Source organism: Mycobacterium sp. OAS707 (assembly GCF_014873705.1).
Taxonomy (GTDB): Bacteria; Actinomycetota; Actinomycetes; order Mycobacteriales; family Mycobacteriaceae; genus Mycobacterium.
Genome location: NZ_JADBDS010000004.1, coordinates 298,200 through 318,483, shown reverse-complemented (window position 1 = coordinate 318,483; position 20,284 = coordinate 298,200). Strand labels below are relative to the sequence as shown.

At 66.8% G+C, this 20,284-nt stretch carries 19 protein-coding genes and 1 pseudogene; 9 read left to right on the top strand and 11 right to left on the bottom strand.

Features of this window, described 5'->3' with window-relative positions; genetic code table 11:
• Positions 1–21: 21 nt before the first annotated feature.
• Positions 22–492 carry a DUF1707 domain-containing protein gene (locus GGC64_RS26635; protein WP_192725585.1) on the bottom strand — a complete coding sequence of 157 codons (471 nt, stop codon included), beginning with the start codon at positions 490–492 and terminating at the stop codon, positions 22–24.
• Positions 493–534: 42 nt separating this feature from the next.
• On the opposite strand from GGC64_RS26635, the gene GGC64_RS26630 reads away from it, so the two are divergent.
• Positions 535–1,023, top strand: coding sequence for an SRPBCC family protein (locus GGC64_RS26630; RefSeq protein WP_192725584.1), 489 nt, complete (start codon positions 535–537; stop codon positions 1,021–1,023).
• On the opposite strand, the gene GGC64_RS26625 is transcribed toward GGC64_RS26630, so the two are convergent.
• The 6 genes from GGC64_RS26625 to GGC64_RS26600 all read right to left on the bottom strand — a co-directional run bounded on the left by GGC64_RS26625 (position 1,006) and on the right by GGC64_RS26600 (position 7,458).
• Positions 1,006–1,431: a GrpB family protein gene (locus GGC64_RS26625; protein ID WP_192725941.1), complete on the bottom strand. Its 426-nt coding sequence runs from the start codon at positions 1,429–1,431 to the stop codon at positions 1,006–1,008. The two genes, GGC64_RS26630 and GGC64_RS26625, sit on opposite strands and share 18 nt — an antisense overlap.
• 131 nt (positions 1,432–1,562) lie before the next feature.
• The gene (locus GGC64_RS26620; protein WP_192725583.1) at positions 1,563–3,761 is read right to left on the bottom strand and encodes an AAA family ATPase; all 2,199 of its coding nucleotides are present in this window, start codon (positions 3,759–3,761) and stop codon (positions 1,563–1,565) included.
• Position 3,762: 1 nt separating this feature from the next.
• The gene (pssA, locus tag GGC64_RS26615; RefSeq protein WP_192725582.1) at positions 3,763–4,617 is read right to left on the bottom strand and encodes a CDP-diacylglycerol--serine O-phosphatidyltransferase; all 855 of its coding nucleotides are present in this window, start codon (positions 4,615–4,617) and stop codon (positions 3,763–3,765) included.
• Positions 4,614–5,312 carry a phosphatidylserine decarboxylase gene (locus tag GGC64_RS26610; RefSeq protein ID WP_192725581.1) on the bottom strand — a complete coding sequence of 233 codons (699 nt, stop codon included), beginning with the start codon at positions 5,310–5,312 and terminating at the stop codon, positions 4,614–4,616. Before GGC64_RS26610 ends, pssA begins: the two co-directional genes overlap by 4 nt.
• Before the next feature lie 41 nt (positions 5,313–5,353).
• Positions 5,354–6,547: a gephyrin-like molybdotransferase Glp gene (glp, locus tag GGC64_RS26605; protein WP_192725580.1), complete on the bottom strand. Its 1,194-nt coding sequence runs from the start codon at positions 6,545–6,547 to the stop codon at positions 5,354–5,356.
• Positions 6,547–7,458, bottom strand: a complete 912-nt coding sequence (locus tag GGC64_RS26600; RefSeq protein ID WP_192725579.1) for an SDR family NAD(P)-dependent oxidoreductase — start codon at positions 7,456–7,458, stop codon at positions 6,547–6,549. The genes glp and GGC64_RS26600 overlap by 1 nt, the downstream gene beginning before the upstream one ends.
• 47 nt (positions 7,459–7,505) lie before the next feature.
• On the opposite strand from GGC64_RS26600, the gene GGC64_RS26595 reads away from it, so the two are divergent.
• The 5 genes and pseudogenes from GGC64_RS26595 (at position 7,506) to GGC64_RS26575 (ending at position 11,987) form a co-directional block, all read left to right on the top strand.
• Complete coding sequence (locus GGC64_RS26595; RefSeq protein WP_192725939.1) at positions 7,506–7,988, top strand: PH domain-containing protein; 483 nt, start codon at positions 7,506–7,508, stop codon at positions 7,986–7,988.
• Positions 7,989–8,020: 32 nt separating this feature from the next.
• Positions 8,021–9,415, top strand: a complete 1,395-nt coding sequence (locus tag GGC64_RS26590; protein WP_192725940.1) for a PH domain-containing protein — start codon at positions 8,021–8,023, stop codon at positions 9,413–9,415.
• 18 nt (positions 9,416–9,433) lie between these two features.
• Positions 9,434–9,910, top strand: a complete 477-nt coding sequence (locus tag GGC64_RS26585; RefSeq protein ID WP_192725578.1) for a VOC family protein — start codon at positions 9,434–9,436, stop codon at positions 9,908–9,910.
• A gap of 42 nt (positions 9,911–9,952) precedes the next feature.
• On the top strand, positions 9,953–10,768 hold the full coding sequence (locus GGC64_RS26580; RefSeq protein WP_192725577.1) for an HAD-IIA family hydrolase: 816 nt from the start codon (positions 9,953–9,955) through the stop codon (positions 10,766–10,768).
• A gap of 45 nt (positions 10,769–10,813) precedes the next feature.
• A pseudogene (locus tag GGC64_RS26575) lies at positions 10,814–11,987 on the top strand (HNH endonuclease signature motif containing protein).
• Positions 11,988–12,006: 19 nt separating this feature from the next.
• On the opposite strand, the gene GGC64_RS26570 reads toward GGC64_RS26575, so the two are convergent.
• Positions 12,007–12,720, bottom strand: coding sequence for a peptidase E (locus GGC64_RS26570; protein WP_192725576.1), 714 nt, complete (start codon positions 12,718–12,720; stop codon positions 12,007–12,009).
• Positions 12,721–12,788: 68 nt separating this feature from the next.
• On the opposite strand from GGC64_RS26570, the gene GGC64_RS26565 reads away from it, so the two are divergent.
• Complete coding sequence (locus GGC64_RS26565; protein ID WP_192725575.1) at positions 12,789–13,256, top strand: SRPBCC family protein; 468 nt, start codon at positions 12,789–12,791, stop codon at positions 13,254–13,256.
• Here GGC64_RS26565 and GGC64_RS26560 read toward each other — a convergent pair.
• A complete protein-coding gene (locus tag GGC64_RS26560) occupies positions 13,253–14,932 on the bottom strand; it encodes a DEAD/DEAH box helicase (protein ID WP_192725574.1) in 1,680 nt (559 codons plus the stop codon). The genes GGC64_RS26565 and GGC64_RS26560 overlap by 4 nt on opposite strands.
• Positions 14,933–15,162: 230 nt before the next feature.
• On the opposite strand from GGC64_RS26560, the gene GGC64_RS26555 reads away from it, so the two are divergent.
• Complete coding sequence (locus GGC64_RS26555) at positions 15,163–17,709, top strand: excinuclease ABC subunit UvrA (protein WP_192725573.1); 2,547 nt, start codon at positions 15,163–15,165, stop codon at positions 17,707–17,709.
• On the opposite strand, the gene GGC64_RS26550 is transcribed toward GGC64_RS26555, so the two are convergent.
• Positions 17,699–18,196 carry a cupin domain-containing protein gene (locus tag GGC64_RS26550; protein WP_192725572.1) on the bottom strand — a complete coding sequence of 166 codons (498 nt, stop codon included), beginning with the start codon at positions 18,194–18,196 and terminating at the stop codon, positions 17,699–17,701. The two genes, GGC64_RS26555 and GGC64_RS26550, sit on opposite strands and share 11 nt — an antisense overlap.
• A gap of 86 nt (positions 18,197–18,282) precedes the next feature.
• Here GGC64_RS26550 and GGC64_RS26545 point away from each other — a divergent pair, with 86 nt between their 5' ends.
• Positions 18,283–19,272, top strand: a complete 990-nt coding sequence (locus tag GGC64_RS26545) for a VWA domain-containing protein (RefSeq protein ID WP_192725571.1) — start codon at positions 18,283–18,285, stop codon at positions 19,270–19,272.
• Here GGC64_RS26545 and GGC64_RS26540 read toward each other — a convergent pair.
• The gene (locus tag GGC64_RS26540; RefSeq protein ID WP_192725570.1) at positions 19,269–20,261 is read right to left on the bottom strand and encodes a VWA domain-containing protein; all 993 of its coding nucleotides are present in this window, start codon (positions 20,259–20,261) and stop codon (positions 19,269–19,271) included. The genes GGC64_RS26545 and GGC64_RS26540 overlap by 4 nt on opposite strands.
• Positions 20,262–20,284 lie beyond the last annotated feature (23 nt).

The following is a 20,284-nucleotide window of genomic DNA, read 5'->3' as shown; positions in this document are numbered from 1 at the left end:
AGCCGGGTTAATGGCTTTGGTTCAACGCCAGTCTACGTGGGCGGATACAGCTACCGGATGCCGGCGAACTCGCCGTGGCGTTGCGAGTCGAACGGGGATGGCGTGGGAGGCCAGGCCGATGCCTGCTCCGACGATCGGCCAGATCGGCCAGAAGTACCACTCGTCGGCGGTGAGGCCGACCGCCAGCCACACCGTCAGGACGATGGCGGCCGTCGCGAGGTATGCACCGAGATGGATGCGGACCCCGAGCCATGCTGCGCGGCGGCGGGCCGCGAGGCGCTGCGGGTCGTTGCGACGAAGCTGAGCCAGAGGCAGGTCGGCGACGAGTTGGCGCAGCTCGCCGGTGGTTTGGGCGGCGAAGGTGGCCTGCAGCCGGCTTTCGTATTCGTCGAAGACGAGGTAACCCTGTGACAGTGCCTGGCCCAGCTGGGTGGCGGTGCGCTCACGGTCGCGGTCGCCGGCTCGAACGGACGTGAGGGCCGGTGCGGTCATGGGGACCTCCGATCTTGGCAGTGACAAGTTCTGGGTTTGACTATGCGCTTGCAACTAGTCACTGTCAAGATGTTGTTGAATCGGATCGTGACTACCAAGGTCGTCAGCGCGAGCCGGGTGATCGCGGCCCCAGCGGACAAGATCTTCGAACTGATCGCCGATCCATCGCAGCAGCCGCGATGGGATGGCAATGACAACCTCGCCGAAGCACCCGTCGGTCAACGTGTGCGGACAGTGGGCGACGTGTTCACGATGACGCTGACGATGGGCAGCGATCGGACGAATCACGTCGTCGAATTCGAGGAGGGCAGGCTCATCGCATGGCGGCCCTCGGAACCGGGCAAGCTGCCGCCGGGTCACTTGTGGCGATGGGAGCTCGAACCCGTCGACGACTCACGCACGCGGGTCACCCACACCTACGACTGGTCGGCGCTGACCGACGAGAAGCGACTGCCGCGCGCGCGTGACACCACCGCAGACAAACTGCTGGCATCGATCGAGCGCCTCGCCGCGCTAGCGGAACACGCGTAACACATCCGCGACAAAGCCAGCCTTGGCATTGGTGTATGCCTCGCGATCGTCGCGAAACTCGTTCGCCAAGTTGCGTTTCAGCGCCTCGTAACGGTCGCGAAGCGAGCCGTCGGCGCGCAGTGCATCGCGAAACGCACGAAGTTCTGCCACGCGCGGATGGTCGTACTGGATGAGATAAAGGTGATGGGTGCGAGCCTCGGGTCGCGGTCGTAGGAACCAAGATCGCCACGACCCGTTCGGATCGGAGGGCCAGTGACGCCACCCATCCTCTTCGAGCAGTGGCACCGCCGCCTGCGCATCCATCAGCGAGGTGATCGGAGCAAGGATGTCGACGATCGGTTTGGACGCCCGACCCGGCACTGCGGTCGAACCCACGTGCTCGACCGGTTGAGCGAGCCACTCACTCAGCCTAGGAGTCGCGCCACGGTGCTACGCGCGATTTCTGCAGCAGGGCTGTTGAATCTCGCCGCTACGCCATAAACCACAGCCCTGGTGTCGAACTCGGCGATGGAACACGTAAGTGGCATGGCGGCCTCAACTCAGCGTGCCGCCGAGAATGCCCGCAGCGACTCCACTTGCGCGGGGTCCAGCGACGGCCGGACGTTTTCGCGAGCCTTCGCGACGTCGGCAGCTGTTACGTCGGCCGCGTCGATCGAGCGCCGCATCGCTGTCAGCGCCGCCTCGCGCAACAGAGCCACGCAGTCCGCTGCGCTGTAGCCCTCCAGCTCACCGGCCAGCACGTTCAGGTCGACGTCAGCGGACAGCGGGATGGATTTGCCTGCGGTGCGCAGGATTTCGCGACGGGCAGCTGCATCGGGCGGCTCGACGAACACCAGCTTCTCGAGCCGGCCCGGCCGCAGCAGCGCGGGGTCGATCAGTTCCGGGCGGTTCGTCGCGCCGAGCACCACCACGTCGCGCAGCGGCTCGATGCCGTCGAGTTCGGTCAACAGCGCTGCGACTACGCGGTCCGTGACCCCGGAGTCGAAGCTCTGCCCGCGCCGCGGCGCGAGCGCGTCGATCTCGTCGAGAAAAATCAGCGATGGCGCCGAATCGCGGGCACGCTGAAACAGTTCGCGCACCGCCTTTTCCGACGAGCCGACCCACTTGTCCATCAGTTCGGCACCCTTGACCGCGTGTACCGACAGCCGCCCCGAACTGGCCAGTGCACGCACCACGAACGTCTTGCCGCAGCCGGGTGGGCCGTAGAGCAGAACTCCCCGCGGCGGTGCAACACCGAGGCGCTGGAAGGTGTCCGGATGTTGCAGCGGCCACAACACCGTCTCAGTCAGCGCCTGCTTGGTCTCTGCCATATCGCCGACGTCGTCGAGCGTCACCGATCCGACCGAAACCTCTTCGGTCGCCGAACGTGACAGCGGTCGGATGACGGTCGTCGCGCCGATGAGATCGTCCTGCGTCAACACTGGCGGCTTACCGTCTGCGCTGGCTCGCGACGCGGCCCGCAACGCGGCCTCCCGCACCAGCGCTGAAAGGTCAGCGACGACGAAACCCGGTGTGCGATCGGCAATTTCGTCGAGACTGAGGTCGGCGGCAGGCACGTCGCGCAACAGCACCTCGAGCAGCTGCTTGCGGACCGCGCCGTCGGGCAGGCTCAGGCCGAGTTCACGGTCGCACAGGTCGGGCGCCCGCAACCGCGGATCGATTCCGTCGGGCCGCTGCGTTGTTGCGATGAACGCGACGCCCCGGGTGGCCACCGCATTGCGGAGTTCGGTAAGGATCAGCGTTGCAACGGGTTCCGCAGTAGCCGGCAGCAGCGCGTCGATGTCCGTGATGAGCAGCACGCCACCACCGTCGCGCACAGTGGCCACGGCGGACGACACGCTCTGCAGTCGGTCTTCAGCACGCAGCGAGCCCACCTCGGGGCCGTCGAGCTCGACCAGTCGCCGATCGGCGCACACCGCCCGCACCAAGGCGGCCTTGCCGACGCCGGCCGGCCCGGACACCAGCACGCCGAGATTGGATGTGGCGCCCAGAGTTTCGAGCAGCTCGGGCTGGTCGAGCGCAAGCTTGAGCCATTCGGTGAGCCGCGAAGCCTGGGCGTGCGAACCCTTCAGGTCGTCGATGTTGACCGTCGCCGCCTTCTTCGGGGTGGACACCGTGTGCTGGCCCGCCGTTGCGGGCGCAACCGGCGCAACCCCGTCACCCCAACTCACCACCGAGTTCGGTTGCACGCTAACGGGTCCAGCCGGATCGACACCGGTGACCGTCAACAACTCCGACGTCCAGGTGATGCCCACCGACGATGCCAGCGCCGCGGTGGCGGCCGACGTCGGAATGTCGGGCCCGAGATCGCGCGGCAACAGTGACACCGTGTCGCCGACAGTCATCACCTTGCCAAGTAGAGCCTGACGCAGCGTCGCCGACGAAATCGACTGCGTGGCAAGTTTGGAGCCGGCCACCGTCACCGATCGTGCGCCGTAGACGGTGACCGCCGAGACGATCACCGTGGTGTCCTCGCGCAGTCCGGCGTTGGACAGCGTCACATCGTCCAGCAGTGCAGTCCCGGCAGGCGTCCCGCCCGGCGCCAGCCCTGCGACCGCGGCGGTGGTTCGCGAACCCGTCAGGGATACCGCATCCCACTCGCGAATGCCAAGGGCTGCAATGGCTTCCGGGTGCAACCGAACGACGCCTCTGCGTGCGTCGAGCGCCGACGTGTTCAGTCGCGCGGTGAGACGCAGATGGCTCAGCGGAGGATCCTCCGCGGCTTCGCTCTGCGTCATGTCAGCGACCGGGCCTGCGCAGTCCAAGTCGCAGATTGGACCGGCGGCGCTGGGGCTGCGACGCACGTCGGATCGCCCGGCGCGCCGCGCGTTGCTGCCGGGGTTTGTCGTCCCATACCTCCGGATGTTCGGCAAGGAAGCGTCGAGTCCGGATCGCGAACGGGATGTGGATGACGTATGCCGCGATGATCGCCAGGATTGTCAGATAGCCGTAGAAGATTGACGCCGCCACCAGGACGGCCACCCCGAGCAGCAGCAGCGGAACCATGTTGGGCGACACCGAGAACGTGTGGATCTTGCGCATCGGCAGGGTGCTGACGACCAGCAGCGAGACGCCGATCATCCAGATGATGACCGCCGCCTCCGAGGTCCACCAGCCCTCGCCGAACTGCATCTTGGCGGCCAGCGGCCCGATTGCGCCGATCGCTCCTGCCGGGGCAGGCATGCCGACGAAGTACTCCTTCTCGTAGGCAGGCTTGTCGACGTCGAGCATCGCGTTGAAGCGCGCCAGCCGCAACACGATGCACACGGAGTAGACCAGCACCACGATCCAGCCGACCCGCGAGTGTGAGAGCAGGGTGCCGTAGACGATAAACGCCGGTGCCACACCGAAATTCACCGCATCGGCCAGCGAGTCGATCTCCTCGCCCATCCGCGACGTGACCTTCAGGATCCTGGCGATGCGCCCGTCGAGCGCGTCGAGGATCGCGGCCACCGCCAGAAACGCCATCGCCTCGGTGGGCCGGTTGTCCAGCGCCATCTTCACCGACGTCAAGCCAAGGCAGATGGCTGCCACCGTCATTGCGCTTGGCAGAATGCGCAGGCTTACGACGGGCGCCTTGATGCGCGGTCTCACGGCAGCTCGGCCAATACGGTTTCGCCGGCCAGCGCCCGCTGCCCGGTAGACACCAGGATGTTCGAGCCTGCGGGGAGATAGGTGTCCAGCCGGGACCCGTAGCGGATCAGGCCGTAGGTGTCGCCGATGGTCAGCTTGTCGCCGACCTTCGCCTCACACACGATGCGCCGCGCCACCAGGCCCGCGATCTGCACGGCGATCACTTCGGCGCCTTCGGCCGTGCGGATCAGCACGCTGTTGCGTTCGTTGTCCTCGCTGGCGGCCTCGAGTTCGGCCGAGCCGAACGCCCCCGGCCGGTGCACGACCGAGACCACCTCGCCGCTGATCGGCGCCCGCTGCACGTGGGCGTCGAAGATCGACAGGAAGATGCTGATGCGCGGCAACGGCGTTGCGGGCAGGCCGAGTTCGGCAGGCGGCAGCGCCTCCTCGATCAGACAGATCAGCCCGTCCGCGGGCGCGACGATGAGTCCCGGCCGGGTGGGTGGCACCCGCGGCGGATGCCGGAAGAACGCTGCATTCGCGGCCGCCGAGGCGAGACCGGCTCTGCGCAGCCATGGGCGCTTGCGTCCCAGCGCGGCGAGCGCCAGGCTGGCGCCAACGAAGGGCAGCCCTGCAGCGTGCATCGGCGGAATGGTGGTGCGCACCAGCGCCGCGAGCCGCTCGGGGCCGGATTTGAGGTCGGGGCGTCTGGCCATCGTGCAGCGATTCTACGGGCGGCCCCTTTCGCCGAGAGGGCTTAGGCCAAGTCCCACACGTGCACGGTCGACCCGGCGGCCACCTCGGCGACGTCCTCGTTGATCTCCAGCAGGCAGTTGGCCGAGGCCAGCCAGCGAAGATGGTGTGATGCCGGCGGTCCGTAGCTGGTGACCGTTCCAGCGTCGCGGTCGAGCACTCCGCGGCGGAACTGCCGCTTGCCGCGGGGGGAGGTGAGGTCCTCGGCCAGTACCGCCGTTCGCCGCGGCCGCTCCGGATTCGGCAGTCCCATCGCGGCGCGCAGCGGTTCGCGAATGAACACCTCGAACGACACCAGCGCGCTGACCGGGTTGCCGGGCAGCGTGATGATCGGCACGCCGTTCACCGATCCCGCACCCTGCGGCATGCCCGGCTGCATCGCCACCTTGACGAAGTCGACCTCGCCGCCGAGCGAATCCTTGACCACCTCGTAGGCGCCCGCGCTCACACCACCCGTCGTGATGATCAGGTCGGCGTCACCGACATGTGCATCGAGCGCGTTGCGGAACGCGTCCACGTCGTCGCCGACCATCGGCGAGGCGACAACGACCGCGCCTGCGTCACGCACGGCAGCGGCCAGCATCACGGCGTTGGACTCGTAGATCTGTCCCGGCTGCAACGGGGTGCCGGGAGCCACCAGCTCGGTGCCGGTCGACATCACCAAGACCCGTTGCGGGGGAACAACTTTCAGCTCGCCCAAGCCCAGCGCAGCGGCCAGGCCCAGCGCCGCCGGCGTGAGTACCTGGCCCGCGTGCAACACCGTAGTACCCGCCGTGACGTCCTCGCCGGCGCGGCGGACATGCTGACCTTGTTTCGCGCTGGTGCGGATGGCCACCGTGTCGGTCGCACCGTCGGTCGCCTCGACCGGCACCACCGCGGTCGCCCCTGTCGGCAGGGGCGCGCCGGTCATGATGCGGTGTGCCGTACCGGGTTTCAGTGTGAGCGGGTCGGTGCGGCCTGCCGGAATGTCCTCGGCGACGGGCAGCAGCAGGGGCTGTTCGGGTGTCGCGGCAGCGACGTCGTCGGCCACCACGGCGTACCCGTCCATGGCCGAGTTGTCGAACCCCGGCAGCGAGAGCGGCGCCACCACATCGTCGGCCAATACGAGGCCGAGCGTCTCGGTGAGCGGCAGCATGACCGCAGGCTTGGCGGTGATCAGTCCGGCGACGACGCGCCGGTGTTCATCGACGGTGCGCATCAGACGGGGAACGTCACGCCGGTGAGTTCTTCGGACACCGTCCACAGTCGCCGCTGAAGATCCTCGTCATGCGACTGACCGCTGGACTCAACGAGTTTCGGATGGCCTCTGGTTTCGCCGATGCCGTCGGGCCCGTAATACTGGCCGCCCTGCACGTCGGGGTCGGTGGCCACGCGCAGGATCGGCAACGCACCCATCGCTGCGGGCTGCATGAACGAACGCCATAGGAAGGGAGGGATGAAGCTGGGCAGATGCCGCATCAACTCGGTGTCCGACAGACCTGGATGGGCGACCGCGGCGATTGTGGGCGTCCCCTTGGCGGCGAGCCGCCGCTGCAATTCATAGGTGAACAGCAGATTCGCGAGCTTGGACTGGCCGTAGGCCTCGACGCGGTTGTATCTGCGTTCCAACTGCAAGTCGTCGAAATGGATCCGGGCCAGGATGCGGTGGCCGACGCTACTGACCGCGATGACCCGCGACCCCTCGACCGGCAACAGGTTGTCGAGCAGCTGACCGGTCAACGCGAAGGCGCCGAGATGATTGGTGCCGAATTGCATCTCGAAACCGTCTTTGGTGGTTTCGCGCGTCGGCACGTACATCACGCCCGCGTTGTTGATCAGCAGGTCGATGAGCGGATAGTCGGCGCGCAACTGATCGGCGGCGTTGCGAATACTGTCCAGCGACGTCAGGTCCAACTCCTGGAGGCTGACTTCTGCGTTGGGATTCTTCGACCTGATCCGATCTGCGGCCTCGTTGCCTTTGGCGAGATTGCGCACGGCGAGCACGACGTGGGCACCCTTGCCCGCCAATACCGCCGCCGTGTCGAAGCCCAGGCCCGAATTCGCACCCGTCACGATTGCGACTCGGCCCGTCTGATCCGGCACGTCGGCCGCGGTCCACTTGCTGCTCATGGCCTCAACATACTCAGGGCCTAACGGTTAGTTTCGTTGTCGTGGGGATGCAGCTGATCGAACCGGCCAACCGGCCGAGTCGCAAGGCCCCGCTGGTCTGGGCGATCGGCGCGGCGATCCCGTGGCTGATGCTGGCGGTGGGCCAGCTGGTCTGGTTCGTCGTCAGCCCCCGGTTGCCGTGGTTACACGCGACTGCGGCCATGGCCACGGCGTTGGGCATCGTGTTGTTCGTAGGGGTGGTCCCGGTGTGGCGATACCGCGTGCACCGCTGGGACATCGACCCCAAGGCGGTGTATACGCGGACAGGCTGGCTGGTGCAGGAGCACCGGATCGCGCCGATCTCGCGGGTGCAGACCGTCGACACCGAACGTGGCCCGCTGGACCAGCTGTTCGGGCTGGCCAATGTGACGGTGACGACGGCGTCGTCGGCGGGTGCGGTGCGCATCGTGGCGCTGGATTTCGATGTGGCAGAACGGGTTGTCGCACAGCTGACCGATATCGCGGCCCTCGGCGCGGAGGACGCGACGTGACCGGTGAGGTGTGGCAACGACTCAGCCCACGCATGCTGTTGGTGCATCCCGTCCACGAGGTGCTGCGCCAGATACCGCTGCTGATCGGCTCAGTAGTGCTCGGATCGGCGACGGGCAATCCGCTGTGGACGCTGTTCGGCCTCGCGCTCGTCGTCGGCTATGGCGTGGCGCGGTGGTTCACCACCGCGTACCGGATCGACGCCGAAGAAGTGCGGCTGCGTAAAGGCGTGCTTCAGCGCAAGGTTCTTTCGGTGCCGCGCAACAGGATTCGCTCTGTTTCGACCGACGCTCGGCTGTTGCACCGACTGCTCGGGCTGACTGTGTTGCGGCTCGGCACAGGCCAGGAAGCCACGCGCGACGCGGCGTTCGCACTCGACGCGGTCGAGGCCGGACAAGTGCCGCGGCTGCGCGCCATTCTGCTGGCGGATTCGCTTGCGATCGAGCAGGAAACGTCGGGCCGGGAGTTGGCGCGTTGGCAGCCTTCCTGGTTGCGTTACAGTCCGCTGAGTTTCACCGGACTGGCGATGATCGCGGCGGCAGTTGGCCTGGTGTATCAGGCGGGTGCCATTGCGGCACTGCAGGATTCGCGACTGGCCCGGTCTGGCGTTGAGGCCGCGGAGCGCTTCGGAGTCGCGGCAAGCCTGAGCGTGGCCGCGGTCGTGGTGCTCGTCGCCTCGGTGGTGTTGTCGGTGCTGCGGTCGCTGGTGACGTATGGAAATCTCGTGTTGCGCCGAGATGCGGAGCTGCTGCACCTCGAGCATGGACTGCTGCGGCTGCGCGAGCACACCTTCGACATGCGGCGGTTGCGCGGCGGCACGTTGCGTGAGCCGCTGTTGGTGCGATTGTTCGGGGGCGCCGGACTGGACGCGGTGATGACGGGTGTCGGTGGGGCTGGCGAGGCGTCGTTGCTGCTGCCGCCATGCCCGCGCGTGACTGCTGAGTCGGTGTTGTCGGGGTTGATCGCCAACCCGGACGCGGTGAGCGGCCCGCTGCAGGCACACGGCGCCGCGGCGACGCGCAGGCGCTGGACGCGGGCGTTGGCGCTGCCCGCGGTGCTGCTGATCGTGATGGTCGTGGTGCCGACACCGATCTGGGGGTGGCCGGTGTGGGTGGTGCTGACGGTCTGCTGTGTGCTGTTGGCGGTCGACCGGTCGCGGGCGCTCAGGCATCGGGTGGATCCGGAGTGGCTGGTGGCACGGTCGGGCAGCCTGGATCGGCGCCGCGACTGCATTGCGGCGGCGGGCATCATCGGATGGACCGTGCGCCAGACGCTGCTGCAGCGCCGTGCGGGCGTCGCGACGTTGATCGCCGCGACCGCAGCGGGAGTGAAGCGTTACCGGGTGATCGACGTTCCTGCCGAGTTGGCGTGGACGATCGCAGCGGCCGCATCGCCGTGGGTCGCCGACAACGCATGGGCTAAGGCTTGAACTGCCAGAATCGAGGACATGATCACGGGCCTGGCACATAGCGGCGTCTGCGTTCCCGACTGTGAGGCGGCGGTGGCTTACTACCGCGACGTGCTGGGATTCACGGTGCTTTCGCCGCCGTACGTGATGGACGGTGACGCCATCCGCGCCGACATGGGTGAATTGTTGGCCGATCCTGCGATGAAAGCCGCGATCGTAGGCTTCGGCGACGACGGTGACCGGGTGCTCGAAGTCATCGAGTATCTGCGTGCCGACGGCGGCGACACGGCCCGGACAGGTCTGGCCGACCCGGGGCTGTCGCACATCGGGCTGATCTGCGACGACGTCGTTTCCACCCGGAAAATGCTGGAAGACAAGGGAGTTCAGTTTCTTGTCGACGGAATCGCCGATATCGCAGGAGTGCGCACCACATGGTTCGCTGACCCGTGGGGTGTCGTCTTCATCCTGGTCGAGAAGGGTAAGCAGGAGCGGCCGTACTTCGCGCAGTTCGGGTAGCCCCCGAGTTGCGCTGATTCGTTTGCCGTTTAGTGTCGGGCCATGGCAATCGGTGGTGTGCTGTTCGACATCGACGGCGTCCTGGTGACGTCGTGGAAGCCGATCGCGGGCGCATCGAAAACATTGCGGACTTTGTCTGACAACCAGATTGCATGCTCGTACCTGACCAACACCACGACGCGGACCCGTGTGCAGATCGCCGGACTCCTCACCGAGGCCGGGATGGCGGTGCGCGCCGACGAGGTCATCACCGCTGCGGTGCTCACCGCGGAGTATGTCCGCAGCCGCTATCCCGATGCGCGGTGCTTCTTGGTCAACAGCGGGCAGATCGCCGAGGACATGCCTGGCATCGACATCGCGTATTCGAGCGAATTCGCCGGCCCGAAGGCACCCGAGACGCCCGATGTGGTGCTGCTGGGCGGGGCGGGCCCGGAGTACAGCCATCTGACGTTGTCGTGGGTGTACGACTGGATGGCGCAGGGAGTGCCGGTGGTCGCAATGCATCGCAGCACCGCGTGGACCACCACCGACGGCTTGCGGGTCGACACCGGCATGTACCTGATCGGAATGGAAGAGACTTCCGGCCGTAAGGCCACCGCTGTCGGCAAGCCTGCGCCCGAAGGTTTTCTGGCCGCCGCGAGCAGGCTGGGCGTCGACGCAGACGAGATGTACATGATTGGCGACGACCTCAACAACGACGTGCTGGCCGCGCAGGTGGTGGGGATGACCGGGGTGCTGGTGCGCACCGGCAAGTTCCGCCAGGACACGCTGGACCGTTGGGCCGCAGACGAATTCGCGATGCAGCCCAATCATGTCATCGACTCGGTAGCCGATCTGCCGGAACTCCTCGGGCTCTAACGCTGCGGCCCGAAATTTGTCGGACCCCTTTGTGATGATGGGGTTATGTCCTTGGCGGCGACCGCGATGATTCCGAAAGAGCGTCTTGAGGTGCTGTTTGGGGAGTTGGCCGAGTTGGCGGGGCAGCGCAACGCCATCGACGGGCGCGTGGTGGAGATCGTCGCCGAGATCGACCGCGACGGGTTGTGGGGTGCCACCGAGGCACGCTCGGTGGCGGGGTTGGTGGCCTGGCGACTGGGGTTGTCCTCGACCACCGCGAAGACCACTACGACGGTCGCGGGCCGGTTGGACGAGTTTCCGCGCTGCGCAGAAGCGATGCGCGAGGGCCGGTTGTCGCTGGATCAGGTCGGCGTCATCGCCGGCGCCGCGGGTGCGGGCTCTGATGAGCATTACGCGCAGTTGGCGGCCGTGGCGACGGTCAACCAATTGCGCACCGCGGTCAAACTCGAACCCCGACCCGACCCCAACCCCGAGCCTCCGCCGGAGCCGAAGGTTTCGGTCACCAAGAGCTCTGATGAGCACTTCACCACGTGGCGCATCCGACTGCCGCATATCGAGTCGGCCAAGCTCGACGCCGCACTGGCCTCGCATCACGACGCCCTCTACACCGAGTACAAGCTCGACCACGGAAGCGGCGGCGATTCAGCGCAGCGGCCCCCGGCGCCGACCACGGGTGAGGCGTTCATGCGGCTGGTGGAGGCCGGCTGGGACGCCGAGGCCGCGCGCCGCCCCCACGCACAACACACCACCGTGATCGCGCACCTCGACGTCAAAGACCACACCGCGGCCCTGCACCTGGGGCCGCTGCTGACCGACGCCGATCGGCGGTATCTGACCTGTGATGCCACCTGCGAAGTCTGGTTCGAACGCCACGGCCAGCCGATCGGCGCCGGACGCACCACCCGCACGGTCAATCGGCGGCTGCGCCGCGCCCTTGAACATCGCCACCCCGCCTGTGCGGTACCCGGGTGTGGGGCCACCCGCGGACTGCACGCCCATCACCTGGTGCACTGGGAAAACGGCGGCCCCACCGACCTGGACAACCTCGTGCTGCTGTGTCCGTATCACCACCGGCTGCATCACCGCGGCGTCATCACCCTCACCGGACCCGCCACCCACCCAACCCCCGCCCGATGTCCCACCCTGGACCGGGCCGCTGGGCGAGCGCGCCGACTGGTGGTGGTATGACCCCTACCAACCACCACCAACCAACAACTAACCCCGACCCGGGCAGCGTCCTAGAGCCGCCGGGTGTCGAGTCGAGTCTCGTCGGCCGCATCGACGAAATACGCTGCGGCGCCATCACGTTCGCTGAACGCTTCGACAAAGTCGGTGCCGCGATACAGCACACCCGCGCCGTCATCGGTGGCGTATCCGGCCGGCAAGGTGCCGTCACCGACGAGGCGTTGGAACAACGGGCGGCGCTGCGGTTCGGAGTCGTAATGAACGCCGTTCGAATACGGCACGAGGGCGAGCCCGTCGGTGACTGGCCGAAGATCCGGTCCGAACGAATCCGTCGTGCCTCCGACGTGCCAGCAGATCGATCCCGCGGAGACGCCGGTGAGCACCACGCCTGCCTGCCATGCGGTTCGCATCGCCGCGTCGACACCGTGCAGCCGCCACATCGCCAGCAGACCCGCCACGCTTCCGCCGAACACCCACACCACATCCTGGTCGAGCAGGTGCGCGGTGATGTCGTCGACGTTGGGCATCGGGAACAGCGTCAGGTGCGACGCGGCGAGCCCGCGCACGTGCGCGGCGTCAGTGAGCCAGTGCAGGACGGTCGGATTGTCACCGAGCGCGGTGGCGACGAAACAGATCCGCGGCGCGCGTCCCGTGACGCCGGCCAACTCGATCGCGTATTCCGTCAGCTCGCTGAACTCCCATCGGGTCCGCCGCCCTTCCCGCAGGCCTCCGCTAGTCGCGAGGATTGTCGGCGCGTCGGCGGGCATGAGGAAAACGTATGCGGGATTGTCGGTTTGCGCGATTACTTATCGGGATGCGCGGAGTCTCTATTCACATGACCGAAGAACGCATGACTGCCACGCTGACAATCCAGGCGCCGGTTCAGGACGTCTTCAACGTGCTGGCCGACCCGTCGACGCACCAGGCCATTGACGGCACCGGATGGGTGCGTGAGCCGCTGGATGGCAAGCCGCTGGCCGGCGTCGGTCAGGTTTTCCGGATGACGATGTTCCACGAGAACCACCCGGACAAGTTCTACGAGATGGCCAACAGAGTCGAGGTCTTCGAGCCGCCGCGCGCCATCGCATGGCTACCCGGCCAGGGTGCTGACGACGCCGATCTCGAGTTCGGTGGTTGGCTCTGGCGCTATGACCTGACGTCAGTCGGCCCGGCGGAAACCGAAGTCACGTTGACCTACGACTGGTCGGATGTCCCATCGGAAACACGCGAACACATCGGATTCCCGCCGTTCGACCGGCAGCATCTGGACAACTCGCTGAAGCATCTGGCGGAGTTGGCCTAAGCCTGCAGCGTGCGCACCGCTTCGATGCGCGCCTTGAGCTGATCCGTCGTCGCGGCGGCAATCGGCGGCCCGCCGCAGAGCCGACGCAGCTCGTTGTGAATCCAGCCGTGCGGCTTGCCGGTTCGGTGGTGGGCCACCGACACCAACGCGTTGAGCTCACGACGCAACTCGCGCAGCTGTCCATGCGTCGACGGCCGCGGCACCTCACCCGTCGCAGTGCGCTTCGACAATTGTTCATCCTGCCTGCGCCGCAACAGGTCTCGCATCTGGTCGGCGTCGAGCAGGCCGGGGATACCCAGGTAGTCGGCCTCCTCCTCGCTGCCGGCAGGCGTCGCCGTCCCGAACGAGGAGCCGTCGAAGATGACCTGATCCAGCTCGGCGTCGGCGCCAAGCGATTCGAAGCCGTTGTCCATATCACCGGGCTCGGACTTGCGTCGCTCGACGTACTCCTCGTCGCCTTCGGCCTCGCGGTGCGGCTTGCCGAGCACGTGGTTGCGCTGGGCTTCCATCTCGCTGGCCAGCAACAGCAGGTTGGGCACGGACGGCAGGAAGATGCTCGCCGTCTCACCGGGTTGGCGAGTACGGACGAACCGTCCGATCGCCTGGGCGAAGAACAGCGGCGTCGACGCGCTGGTCGCGTACACGCCGACGGCGAGCCTCGGCACGTCGACGCCCTCGGACACCATCCGCACCGCGACCAGCCAGCGACTGCTTCCTGCCGAGAACTGGCTGATGCGGTCCGAGGAACCGGGATCGTCGGACAGCACGACCGTCGGCGCCTCACCGGTGATCTTGGTGAGCAACGCGGCGTATGCGCGAGCAGCGGTCTGATCGGAGGCGATGACCATGCCGCCCGCATCGGGAACGTGCTGACGCTTCTGTTGCAGGCGTTTGTCGGCGGCAGCGAGAACCGCCGGCATCCACTCGCCTGCCGGATTCAGCGCGGTGCGCCACGCGCGGGCGGTCTGCTCGGCGGTCAGCGGTTCACCGAGGCGCGCGGCATGTTCCTCACCCGCGCTGTCGCGCCACCGCGCCTCACCCGAGTAGGCCAGAAAGACGACGGGCCGGACCACACCATCGGCCAACGCCTCGGCATAGCCGTAGGTGTGATCGGCCAGCGAGCGCATCAGCCCGTCGCCGTCGGGTTCGTAGGTGACGAACGGGATCGGGCTGTCGTCACTGCGGAACGGCGTACCCGTCAGCGCAAGCCGCCGCGTCGCGTCGTTGTAGGCCTCGCGGATCGCGTCGCCCCAACTCTTCGCGTCCCCGCCGTGATGGATCTCGTCGAAGATGACGAGCGTGCGGTAGTTCTCGGTGCGCACCCGGTGCCGCGTCGGATGGCTGGCCACCTGTGCATAGGTGACGACGACACCGTGGTACTCCGACGACGTCTGCGCCGACGAGTTGCTGAACTTCGGGTCCAGCGCGATGCCGACCCTGGCGGCGGCCTGCGCCCACTGCGTCTTGAGATGTTCGGTCGGCACGACGACCGTGATTCGCTCGACGGTGTTGTCGGCCAGCAGCTCTCCAGCGATGCGCAGGGCAAACGCGGTCTTACCTGCCCCCGGGGTCGCGACGGCGAGGAAGTCGCGGGGTTTGGCACCCAGATACCGCACCAATGCCCGACGCTGCCAGCCCCGCAAAGCCTGGGTGTCGGGCGCTGCAAAAGCCGGCACCCAAAGCTCCTCACTGATCGGACAGCAGCCTAGCGCAGGGGATTACACGCGCGCATCTCTACTGGAGAACGTGTCGCAGGCCGGCAACGCGCTAGCCCGATGGTCGGCGACAGGCAGCATCACGAGGCCATTTCCGGACAAGGGCGTAAGTAACCGAGCTGGCCACGCCACTCGTCGAGCAGCAAACACCAGGCTTGCGCTGCGTCAGGGTGGGTACCCAGTTGGCCACGATGACAGCAATGACCTACCGCAGCACTGACGACATCGACCCTTGCGTACGCGTGTACGGGACGCGCGTACACAATCTACGGGGCGTCGACGTCGTCGCACCACGTGACGCGCTGGTGGCGTTCACCGGCATCTCCGGTTCCGGGAAGTCTTCGCTGGCCTTCGGCACCATTTACGCCGAGGCGCAGCGCCGCTACTTCGAATCTGTCGCTCCGTATGCCCGTCGCCTGCTGTTGCCGTCCGGCGCGCCGAAGGTAGATGACATCACCGGGCTACCGCCCGCCGTCGCATTGCAGCAGCGCCGAGGTTCGGCTACGTCACGGTCGACGGTCGGCACCGTCACCACCCTGTCGAACCTGCTGAGGATGTTGTTCTCCCGCGCAGGCACCTACCCGCGGGGCGCCACGGAACGACTGGACTCCGACGCGTTCTCCCCGAACACCGCGGTCGGGGCGTGCCCCGAATGCCACGGGCTCGGACGCATTCACCGCGTGACCGAAGAGACGCTGGTACCCGATCCTTCGCTGACCATCCGAGAGGGTGCGGTCGCAGCATGGCCGGGCGCCTGGCAAGGCCAGAATCTACGCGACATCCTCGTCACCCTCGGCTATGACATCGACAAGCCGTGGCGGAAGCTCCCTAAGCGACAACGGGATTGGATCTTGTTCACCGAAGACCAGCCGACTGTCGAGATCGATCCGGGCCAGCATCCCGTGCAGGCCGATTATTACTACAACGGCACGTTTTCCAGCGCCGAACGCCACGTCCGTCACACGTTGGCGAACTCGCACAGCGCGATGATGCGTCGGCGTGTGCTGCAGTTCGTCGACAGTGTCGACTGCCCGGTGTGCGACGGTTCAGGCTTGCGGCCGGAGGCGCTGAAGGTGACATTCGCCGGGCGTACGATCGCGGAATACGCGGCGATGCCGTTGACGGAGCTCGCAAATACTCTGCAGCCCACGGCTTCTCGCACCGACGGCGCCGCTGCCTACGAGTCCACAGAATCCGGTGAACTGACCGAAGTGGCGACCATGATCGCCGCTGACCTTGTTGCACGCCTGCAGATACTCATCGATCTCGGTCTCGGCTACCTGACGCTCAGTCGCCGCACGCCGACGGTGTCACCGGGCGAACTGCAGCGGTTGCGGTTGGCCACTCAATTGCGAGCCGGCCTTTTCGGAGTGCTTTACGTCCTCGACGAGCCGTCGGCCGGTCTGCACCCGGCCGATGCCGAACCACTGCTCGTCGTGCTCGATCGTCTTCGGCGAGCGGGCAATTCGTTGTTCGTGGTCGAGCACGACATGGACGTCGTACGCCGTGCCGATTGGATCGTCGATGTTGGCCCTGGGGCCGGTGAGCTCGGCGGCGACGTACTCTACAGCGGGCCGGTGCCCGGGCTCGCGGACATCGAGGCTTCGGTCACTCGCAGGTACCTGTTCGACGGGGCGGAGCCGGCAACTCGTGACCCTCGCACGCAGACCGGGCAGCTGCGGTTGCGCGGCATCAACTTCCACAATCTGAAAGACCTCGACGTGGACCTGCCACTCGGGGTGTACACCGCGGTCACCGGTGTGTCGGGCTCAGGCAAGTCGACGCTCGTCGTCAAGGTTCTCGGCGACGTCGTGAACAACCACCTCGGAACGGGCCGTTGCACTGAGCCGGCCGAATCCGACGATGACGAATCCGGCACTGGGATAGTCGATCTCGACCATGACGCGAGTATCGGCGTGACGGCCCACGGAGTCGAGGAGATCAACCGATTGGTTTCGGTCGACCAGCGACCGATCGGACGTACCCCGCGGTCAACGCTGGCGACCTACACCGGCCTGTTCGACGCCGTACGTCGCGAATTCGCCGCGACCCCGAAGGCGCGGCGTCGCGGTTGGACCGCGGGCAGGTTTTCGTTCAACGTCGCCGAAGGGCGGTGTCCGACCTGTCAAGGGGAGGGGTTCGTCTCGGTGGAGCTGCTGTTTCTGCCTGGCACATACGCCACGTGTCCGACGTGCCAGGGCGCGCGCTACTCCGAGCAGACGCTGGAAGTGCGGTATCGGGATCGAACCATCGCCGATGTGCTCGCGATGACGGTCGACGAGGCCGCGGAGTTCCTCGCCGACGTTGCGCCTGCTGCTCGGAGTCTGACCACACTCCAAGAGGTAGGGCTGGGATATCTACGTCTCGGACAGCCCGCGACCGAGCTGTCCGGCGGCGAGGCCCAGCGCATCAAGCTGGCGTCCGAACTGCAGCGGCCGCGGCGCGGTCACACGCTCTACGTCCTCGACGAACCGACCACCGGTCTGCACCCCGCCGATGTGGATCTGCTCGATCGTCAGCTGCACCGACTCGTCGACGCGGGCAATACGGTCGTGGTGGCCGAACATGACATGCGAATGGTCGCGGATGCCGACTGGGTGATCGATCTGGGACCGGGGGCCGGTGGTGACGGTGGTCGCGTCGTCGCGGCAGGACCACCGGCGAAGGTTGCTCGTGCGAAACGCAGCCGTACGGCACCGTATCTGGCAAAGCGCTTGGCGGCGTCCGCTATTCGATGAAGAAGTTGTCGTTCTTGGCGAACCACTCACGGCGCTCGTCGTCGGACATCTCGCCCAGCTTGGCCATGCCCTCGAAGTAGTGCTCACGCGGCGCGCCGGGCGCGAACAACATCAAGATAGACGTCGGTTCTTCGGCCTCGTTGCGGAAACCGTGGACGCCGCCGGGCGGCACGTACAGGAAGTCGTTCGGATGCCCGTCGATCCAGTCGGTGCCGTCGTACAGCCTGATGGTGCCCGACAGCACGAAGAACGCCTCGGACATCGCGCGGTGAAAGTGCGGGCCCGGTCCGCCGCCCTGCGGCGCGATCTCCACCCGATACAGCCCGTAGTCGCCGTCGGTGGCCTGTTGGTTGGCCAGATAGTGGTACTTGACGAGGCCGAACGAGTCGTAGTCCGGCGCCTCCTCTCCGCGCCGAAGCCACGCGCTGACTTCGGGCTGGTCCTCGGTGTAGCGAGGCGGGGGATAGGGCGGCACGATCAGAGACATCGGTACTCAGCCTAGCGATGCGCTGACCGCAAGTGCGCACCACGGGCACAGCGCTCGTACAGGTCTCGCCCGCATAGTGGCGTGCCATGGACCTCTCGGTGTCCGGGTTCGCCAACGCGTGGTTTCTGCTGTTCTTCGTCGCGATCGCGGCGATGCTCGCGGGCTACGTCGTTGCACAGCGCGCGCGGCGGCGACGGGTGATGCGGTTCGCCAATCTCGACTTGCTGCAAGCGGTGGCGAAATCGCGTCGACGGCGGTGGCGGCACCTGCCCGCAGCGCTGCTCGTCGCATCACTGGCGTTGTTGACCACCGCGATGGCGGGCCCGACACATGACCTGCGGGTGCCGCGCAACCGCGCGGTCGTGATGCTCGTCATCGACGTGTCAGAGTCGATGGTGGCGACCGACGTCGCGCCGGACAGGTTGGCGGCCGCCAAGGAAGCCGGCAAGCGATTCGTCGACGAACTGACGCCGGGAATCAACCTCGGCTTGGTCGAATTCGCCGGTACCGCAACACTATTGATGGCGCCGACGGTCGATCGGGAAGCCGTCAAGGCCGCGATCGGCACGCTTAAGGCTGCGGAACGAACCGCAACGGGTGAGGGAATCTTCACGGCGCTGCAGGCGATCGCCGCAACCACGGCCGTACTCGGCGGTGGTCAGGGTCCGCCGCCTGCGCGCATTGTTCTGGAATCCGACGGTAAGGAAACCGTGCCCGGCGACCCGGATGGGCCGCGCGGTGCCTTCACTGCTGCGCACGCCGCGAAGGAACAGGACGTGGGAATCTCGACGATCTCGTTCGGCACCCCCGGCGGCACCGTCACGCTCGGCGACCAGGAAATTCCAGTGCCCGTCGACGACTCGACATTGCAGAAGATCAGCGAGATTTCGGGCGGACAGGCATTCCACGCGGACAGCCTGGACACCCTCAACAGCGTGTACTCGACTCTGCAGCGCAACATCGGCTTCGAGACGATTCCCGGCGACGCCAGCGCGCCATGGATTCGGTTGGGGGCGTTGGTCTTGATCGCTGCCCTGGCGGCGGCAGCGGTACTCAACAGGAGGCTGCCGGATTAGGTGGGCAGTCGGCGGTTGATCACCAGTCCGAGCACCGCGCCGGCGGCGGCCAGGATGACGGCCAGTCGCAGCCATCCGGCGCTGGCCGGGCCGCGCTCGATCCGGTAGCCCAGTTGATCCTCGGCGGCGTGAAAGTTGCGACCGAGCTCGTCAACGGTTGCGGCGGAGGATGTTTGGCCGCCGGACAGGTTCGCGATGGCGTTCATCGTCTCGGCGTCGACCGGTACGGGAATGGTTTGGTTCTTGAGTTCGACGTTGCCGGTAGGTGTTCCCAACGAGACGGTCGAGATCGTCACACCTGCTTGTCTGGCGGCCCGTGCCGCGGTGTAGGCGCCGTCGGGTGCGTTCGGGTTGTCGGGCACGGTTTCCTTGCCGTCGGACAGCAGCACGATGGTTGCGGGCGCCGGTTTGTCGTCCGGGCCTTTCAGCACCGCGTTGACGGTCTGAATCGATTGCAGCGCAGAGAAAATCGCCTGCCCGGTGGCGGTCTTGTCGTCGGGCCGCAACTTGTCGAGAGCAGCCACGGTGAGTTGGTGGTCGGGGCTGGGTGCGACCAGTACGTTGGGAGTGCCCGCGAACGCGATGAGCCCGAGGTTCACACCGGGCGTTACCTGCTTGGCGAAATCCTGCGCGGCGTGCTCGGCGGCGGTCAGCCGGTTCGGGGACACATCTGTTGCCATCATCGACTGCGACACGTCGATGACGAGCATGATGACGGCGCGGTTGCGTGGCACCCGGACATCCCGGGTGGGTTGCGCCAGCGCGATGCTCAGCGGCACGAGCGCGACAAGCAGCAAGGCCATCGGCAGATGCCGCCACCGCGACGGCCGCGTGGCGCCCCCGCCGGCGAACCGTCGTATCCGCTGCCCGCGTCGCCCCTGGGCGGCCGCATAGATCCCCAGGAGCGCCGCGGGAGCGACCAGCAGGATCAGCCACGCCGGGTCGTCGAACCCAGACAGCGACAACAGACCCAATCCAGGAACCGTCACCGCCTCACTGTCGCCGCTGCTGC

Excerpts from the sequence above, each read along its gene's own strand:
- GGC64_RS26635 (WP_192725585.1), bottom strand. The coding sequence starts at position 492 with ATGACCGCACCGGCCCTCACGTCCGTTCGAGCCGGCGACCGCGACCGT.
- GGC64_RS26630 (WP_192725584.1), top strand. The coding sequence starts at position 535 with ATGCGCTTGCAACTAGTCACTGTCAAGATGTTGTTGAATCGGATCGTG.
- GGC64_RS26620 (WP_192725583.1), bottom strand. The coding sequence starts at position 3,761 with ATGACGCAGAGCGAAGCCGCGGAGGATCCTCCGCTGAGCCATCTGCGT.
- GGC64_RS26610 (WP_192725581.1), bottom strand. The coding sequence starts at position 5,312 with ATGGCCAGACGCCCCGACCTCAAATCCGGCCCCGAGCGGCTCGCGGCG.
- glp (WP_192725580.1), bottom strand. The coding sequence starts at position 6,547 with ATGCGCACCGTCGATGAACACCGGCGCGTCGTCGCCGGACTGATCACC.
- GGC64_RS26600 (WP_192725579.1), bottom strand. The coding sequence starts at position 7,458 with ATGAGCAGCAAGTGGACCGCGGCCGACGTGCCGGATCAGACGGGCCGA.
- GGC64_RS26595 (WP_192725939.1), top strand. The coding sequence starts at position 7,506 with ATGCAGCTGATCGAACCGGCCAACCGGCCGAGTCGCAAGGCCCCGCTG.
- GGC64_RS26590 (WP_192725940.1), top strand. The coding sequence starts at position 8,021 with ATGCTGTTGGTGCATCCCGTCCACGAGGTGCTGCGCCAGATACCGCTG.
- GGC64_RS26585 (WP_192725578.1), top strand. The coding sequence starts at position 9,434 with ATGATCACGGGCCTGGCACATAGCGGCGTCTGCGTTCCCGACTGTGAG.
- GGC64_RS26580 (WP_192725577.1), top strand. The coding sequence starts at position 9,953 with ATGGCAATCGGTGGTGTGCTGTTCGACATCGACGGCGTCCTGGTGACG.
- GGC64_RS26570 (WP_192725576.1), bottom strand. The coding sequence starts at position 12,720 with ATGCCCGCCGACGCGCCGACAATCCTCGCGACTAGCGGAGGCCTGCGG.
- GGC64_RS26565 (WP_192725575.1), top strand. The coding sequence starts at position 12,789 with ATGACCGAAGAACGCATGACTGCCACGCTGACAATCCAGGCGCCGGTT.
- GGC64_RS26555 (WP_192725573.1), top strand. The coding sequence starts at position 15,163 with ATGACAGCAATGACCTACCGCAGCACTGACGACATCGACCCTTGCGTA.
- GGC64_RS26550 (WP_192725572.1), bottom strand. The coding sequence starts at position 18,196 with ATGTCTCTGATCGTGCCGCCCTATCCCCCGCCTCGCTACACCGAGGAC.
- GGC64_RS26545 (WP_192725571.1), top strand. The coding sequence starts at position 18,283 with ATGGACCTCTCGGTGTCCGGGTTCGCCAACGCGTGGTTTCTGCTGTTC.